This is a genomic window from Streptomyces sp. KR55 (assembly GCF_052245645.1).
Classification (GTDB): domain Bacteria; phylum Actinomycetota; class Actinomycetes; order Streptomycetales; family Streptomycetaceae; genus Streptomyces; species Streptomyces flavusporus.
Genome location: NZ_JBQQCE010000573.1, coordinates 1 through 5522 on the forward strand (window position 1 = coordinate 1; position 5522 = coordinate 5522).

Consider the following 5522-nt stretch of genomic DNA (forward strand, 5'->3'; position numbering starts at 1 on the left):
ATGTGCCGCAGGACGGGGCCCAGTTGAGGACCACGCCGTCACCGGGCGCGAGGTGCGTCACCCCGGCGCCGACCGCGACAACCGTGCCGGCGCCCTCGTGGCCGAGGACGGCGGGGACCGGTACCCGCAGGGTGCCGTTGGACAGGGAGAGGTCGGAGTGGCAGACACCGGCGGCGGCCAGGCGGACCCGGACCTGGCCGGGGCCGGGATCGGGCAGGTCGATCTCGGTGATCTCCAGCGGGGAGCCGATGGCGGGCAGTACGGCGGCACGGACGGTCATGTCGGGGAACTCCGTCAGAACTGGAGGGACTTGGTCTGGAGGTATTCGGCGAGGCCGTGCACGCCCAGCTCCCGGCCCACGCCCGACTGCTTGTACCCGCCGAAGGGCGCGAGCGGGTTGAAACGGCCGCCGTTGATGTCGACCTGGCCGGTCTCCATCCGGCGTGCGAAGGCGACCGCCTCCGCCTCGTCGCCGGCCCAGACGGCGCCGGCGAGCCCGTACACCGTGCCGTTCGCGATGCGCAGGGCGTCCTCCTCGTCCTCGTAGCGGAGGATCGACAGGACCGGGCCGAAGATCTCCTCCTGCGCGACGGTCATCTCGGGGGTGACGTCGGCGAAGACGGTCGGGCTGATGAAGTAGCCGCGCTCACGCGGGGGTTCGACGCCGCCCGCGACCAGGCGGGCGCCCTCGGCCAGGCCCTTCTCGATGTAGCCGCGCACCCGGTCCCGCTGCCTGGCGTTCACGACGGGGCCGATGCGGTCGCCGTACTTCGCGGCCGCCGCGGCGGCGAGCTCGACGGCCGCGTCGTACTGCGCGGTATGGACGAGCATGCGGGTCCATGCGCTGCACGTCTGGCCGGAGTTGGACATCACGTTGGCGACACCGACGTTGACCGCCCGCGCCAGGTCGGCGCTCGGCAGGATGACGTTGGCGGACTTGCCGCCCAGTTCGAGAGCGACCTTCTTCACGGCGGCACCGGCCGTGGCCGCGATCCGACTGCCGACGGCCGTGGAGCCGGTGAAGGACACCAGGTCGACGTCCGGGTGCCCGGCGAGGGCCTGCCCGGCCACCGGGCCGAGGCCCGTGACGAGGTTGAGGACGCCGGCCGGGACGCCCGCCTCGTGCACCGCCTGAGCGAAGGCCTGCGCGGTGAGCGGGGTGTCCTCGGCAGGCTTCAGGACGACGGTGCAGCCCGCGGCGAGGGCCGGGGCGACCTTGGCGACGATCTGGTGCAGGGGGTAGTTCCAGGGCGTGATCGCGCCGACCACGCCGATCGGCTCGTGGTAGACGGTCGAGTTGCCGACCTTCTCCTCGAAGGCGTACGTCGCCGCCAGCTCGGCGTACGAGCCGGCGACCGCGATCGGCGTGCCCATGTGCACCGCCTGCGAGAACGCCAGTGGCGAGCCCAGCTCCGCGGTGATCGTCCCGGCGATCTCGTCCTTGCGTGCCACGAGGACGTCCCGCAGGGCGGCCAGTCGCGCGGCCCGCTCGGCCGGCGGTGCGGCGGCCCAGGCCGGGAGCGCGGCGCGGGCCGCCCGGACCGCGTGGTCCACGTCCTCGGCGGTGCCCGCGGGAACCTGCCCGATGACCTGCTCGTCGACCGGGTTCACGACGTCGATCGTGTCCCGGCCCTCGGCGGGGCACCAGACGCCGTCGATGTACAGGGCCTGCTGCGCCTTCATGATCTGTCTGCCTCCCGAGCCTGTGCGTCGTCCGGCACCTAAACTAGCGGCGTTAGTTTTCCAGCGCCAGGGGTCCCCCCGAAGCCTCCGGCACCAGAGGTACCCCGGGCGCGTGGCGTCAGGCGTCACTCTTGCGCTGCGCCGTCGGGTGAGCTGACGGACGTCTGCCGGCGGACGCGGTGTCCTCCTCGGCGGGCCTGGCCGGGGAGCGCAGCGCCACACCCGCCGACAGCAGCAACAGCCCGCCGAGCATCACGAACGGCGCGGCCACGCCCGCGATCCCGGCGATCAGGCCGGCCGTGGCGGGGGCGGCGACCTGGCCCAGGCGGTTGCCGGTCAGACGCAGGGCGAGGGCCGTGGAGCGGGCGCCCTCGGGGGCCGCCTGGACCACCGTCGTCATGGACAGCGGCTGGCCGACACCCAGGCAGAAGCCGAGGGCGGCGAGGATCAGGGCCAGCGCCCACACCGGCACCGGCAGGGCGATGCCCGCGCACAGCAGGGCGGCCAGCAGGCAGGTCACGGTGAGCAGCAGGGTGCGGCCGACCAGCCGCAGCAGGGGCGTGAGGACCAGACGGCAGGCGATGGTGGCCGCCGCGCGCAGACTGAGCAGCAGGCCGATCACGGACGGTGCGATGCCCCGTTCTTCGCCGACCACGGGCAGGTAGGCCGTGAGGACGTCGGTCGCGGACAGCACGGAGAGGCTGATGAGGATGCCCGCGGGCACACCCCGGGCGCGCAGGATGCGGTGGACGGGGACGCGGTCTCCCTGTCCGGTACGGGACGTGGGTGTCGTACGACGATCCTCGATGCGCCACAGCGACGTGAACGCCACCGCGCAACCCGCGCCCGCGACGAGCAGGGCGAGCGCACTGGTGCCCGCCATGTCGTGGCCGCCGATCAGCGCCCCGGCCGCGATCGGGCCGACCAGCTGGCCGAGCGAGGCGCCGATGGTGAAGTGGCCGAAGTTGCGGTCCTGTTCGTGCGGGGCGGACTGGCGGGCGACCAGGGACTGGGCGCCGATGACGAAGCTGAGGTGCCCGAGGCCCATGACACCGCTCCAGATCGCCATCGCCCAGAGGGAGTCGACGAGGCCGCTGAGCGCACAGCCGCCGGATATCAGGACGACACCGGCGGGCAGCAGGGGCGCACAGCGGCCGTGGTCGGTACGGCGGCCCAGGGGGACGGCGGCGAACAGGGGGAGCAAGGCGTAGACACCGGCGATCACACCGACCGCCCGCTCGTCGGCGCCCAGCGCGAGGGCCCGGTAGGAGACCGCCGGCCGGGCCATCGACACTGCCCCCTGCGCGAAGCTGAAGGCGATGACGAGGCGGAGCAGCCAGCCGCGGTTCCTGCCGGGCCTCACGATGAGCGAACCTCCACGGAGCTACGAGCTACGGGTCAGATGATCCCGAACAGGATGCCTGCCCCGAGGATCACGAGGCATGTGAGGGCGGCCCACTTCACCACGAACCTTGTGTGGTCGCCGAATTCGACCTTCGCCATGCCGACCAGCACGTACACGGCCGGGACGAGCGGGCTGGACATGTGCAGCGGCTGGCCGACGAGCGAGGCGCGGGCCATCTCCAGCGGCGAGACACCGTGCGCGGCGCCGGCCTCGGCGAGGACCGGGAGGACGCCGAAGTAGAAGCCGTCGTTCGACATGAAGTAGGTGAGCGGCAGGCTCAGGATGCCGGTGACGAGGGCCATGTGCGGGCCCATGCCCTCGGGGATGACGTCGACCATCCACTTGGCCATGCTGTCCACCATGCCGGTGCCCTGGAGCACGCCGGTGAAGACGGCGGCGGCGAAGACCATGCCGGAGACGTTGAGGACGTTGTCGGCGTGGGCGGCGAGCCGGGCCTTCTGGTCGGGAAGGTGCGGGAAGTTGACGGTGAGCGCGAGGGCGGCGCCGAGCAGGAACAGCACCGGGATCGGCAGCAGCTCCATGATCATGGCGGTGAGCAGGCCGACCGTGAGCAGCGCGTTGAACCAGTACAGCTTGGGGCGCAGGGTGGGCCGGTCGGGGTCGAGGCCCTGGAAGTCGTCGTCCTCGGGGGTGTCGGCGTCGGTGCCGGAGCCGGAACCGCCGGTGCTCGCGACGCCCTTGCCGGTGCCGGAGCCGGAGCCGCTCGCGACCAGAACCGTCTCCTTCTCGCTCTCCTCCACCAGCACCTCGTCCAGCGTCAGCACGCCGAGCCGCCTGCGCTCGCGCAGACCGAGGATGTACGAGAGGACGATCACGAAGAGCAGACCGACGGCCAGGGCCGGGATCATCGGCACGAAGATGTCGCTGGCGTCCAGCTTCAGGGCGGTGGCGGCGCGCGCGGTCGGGCCGCCCCACGGCAGGGTGTTCATCACGCCGTTGGCCATCGCCGCGACACCGGTCAGGATGACCAGGCTCATCTTCAGGCGCTTGTACAGCGGGTACAGGGCCGAGACCGTGATCATGAAGGTGGTCGAACCGTCGCCGTCCAGCGACACGATCGCGGCGAGCAGGGCCGTACCGACGACGATCCGCATCGGGTCGGCCTTGCAGAACTTGAGGATCCCCCGGACGATCGGGTCGAAGAGCCCCACGTCGATCATCACACCGAAGTAGACGATCGCGAACATGAGCATCGCCGCGGTGGGGGCGAGGCTGGAGACCCCGTCGATGACGTAGTCGCCGAGATGCGCGCCCTTGCCGACGAAGACACAGAACAGTGCGGGTATGAGCACGAGCGCCGCAATGGGCGACATCTTCTTCATCATGATCAGGACCAGGAAGGTCGCGATCATGGTGAAGCCGAGGATGGTCAGCATGAGTGGATACCTAACGTTCGCCCTTGAACTCCCACCAGGGCCGGCGGTGCGACGACGTTAGGTCCCGTCAAGCAGCGTTAACAAGACGTTGACGTGCGAGCAATAAGCGCAAAACTGCTGGTCACAGCTTTGCTCAGGTCAGCGGGGTGAGCTTTTCGGTCACGGCGGAGACTTCCACGGGCACTCCGTTGAGGACCGCGTTGCCCGACAGCGGGTCGAGCAGGCTGCCGTCGAGGAGCTGGTTGACGTTGACGCCGGGGTCGGTGGCGGCGTGGGTGAGGCGGGTGCCGGGGCGGTCGTGGCCCCAGCCGTGCGGCAGGCTGACCACGCCCCTGCGCACACCGTCGGTGATCTCCGCGGGTGCGGTCACCTCTCCCCCGGCGCCCTTCACGCGCACGGGTGCCCCGTCGCGCACGCCGAGGCGTTCGGCGTCCTCGGGGTGGATGTGCAGGGTGCAGCGGTTGGTGCCGCCGGTGAGGGCGGGCACGTTGTGCATCCAGCTGTTGTTGGACCGCAGATGGCGGCGGCCGACGAGGACGAGCCCGTCGGGTCGTTCCCGCAGCGCCTCGCGGAGCCGGGGCAGGTCGTCGGCGATGGGCTGCGGGAGCAGTTCGATCTTCCCGCTGACGGTCTTCAGCGGCTGCGGGAGCCGGGGCCGCAGCGGGCCGAGGTCGATGCCGTGCGGGTGGGCGAGCAGTTTCTCCAGGGTCAGGCCGTCCGGTCGTACGCCGAAGCCGTCGCCGTGGGGGCCGAGGCGCAGCATCATGTCGAGTCGGCGTTCGGGGCCGTTCGCCCCCGTGAGTTGTGCGGCGAGTTCCTTCGGGTCGCGGCCGTGCACCGGCGAGTGCGGTTCCCGGACCGCCTTGCCGAGGGTCTGGTCGATGACCATCGCGTCCACGGCCGCCGGGTCGGCGCCGTGCATGCCCGTGGCGGCCAGGACCAGGCGGGCGAGGATCTCGGTCTCGGCCATCCTGCCGGGCTCCAGGGGCACGGCGGGGCGGGTGTAGCGGACCTGGTTGCGGATGGCGAGGGTGTTG

The 5522-nt window shown here is 71.5% G+C and carries 5 protein-coding genes; all 5 read right to left on the reverse strand.

All coding sequences use genetic code 11. From position 1 onward, the window contains the following. On the reverse strand, nucleotides 1-280 hold a 280-nt coding region (locus ACTWQJ_RS45545), incomplete at its 3' end, for an alcohol dehydrogenase catalytic domain-containing protein (protein ID WP_443312263.1). A 14-nt stretch (nucleotides 281-294) separates the two neighbouring features. Beyond that, a complete protein-coding gene (locus tag ACTWQJ_RS45550) occupies nucleotides 295-1683 on the reverse strand; it encodes an aldehyde dehydrogenase family protein (protein ID WP_443312264.1) in 1389 nt (462 codons plus the stop codon). Between the two features lie 118 nt (nucleotides 1684-1801). Further along, nucleotides 1802-3046: an MFS transporter gene (locus tag ACTWQJ_RS45555; protein WP_443312265.1), complete on the reverse strand. Its 1245-nt coding sequence runs from the start codon at nucleotides 3044-3046 to the stop codon at nucleotides 1802-1804. 35 nt (nucleotides 3047-3081) lie between these two features. Then, the gene (locus ACTWQJ_RS45560) at nucleotides 3082-4485 is read right to left on the reverse strand and encodes a CitMHS family transporter (RefSeq protein ID WP_443312266.1); all 1404 of its coding nucleotides are present in this window, start codon (nucleotides 4483-4485) and stop codon (nucleotides 3082-3084) included. A 133-nt stretch (nucleotides 4486-4618) separates the two neighbouring features. Then, nucleotides 4619-5522, reverse strand: a 904-nt coding sequence (locus ACTWQJ_RS45565) for a molybdopterin oxidoreductase family protein (RefSeq protein WP_443312267.1), incomplete at its 5' end; no start/stop codon positions are given.

Bases quoted from the DNA above. Each gene is read 5' to 3' on its own strand.
- ACTWQJ_RS45550 (WP_443312264.1), bottom strand. From the start codon at position 1,683: ATGAAGGCGCAGCAGGCCCTGTACATCGACGGCGTCTGGTGCCCCGCC.
- ACTWQJ_RS45560 (WP_443312266.1), bottom strand. From the start codon at position 4,485: ATGCTGACCATCCTCGGCTTCACCATGATCGCGACCTTCCTGGTCCTG.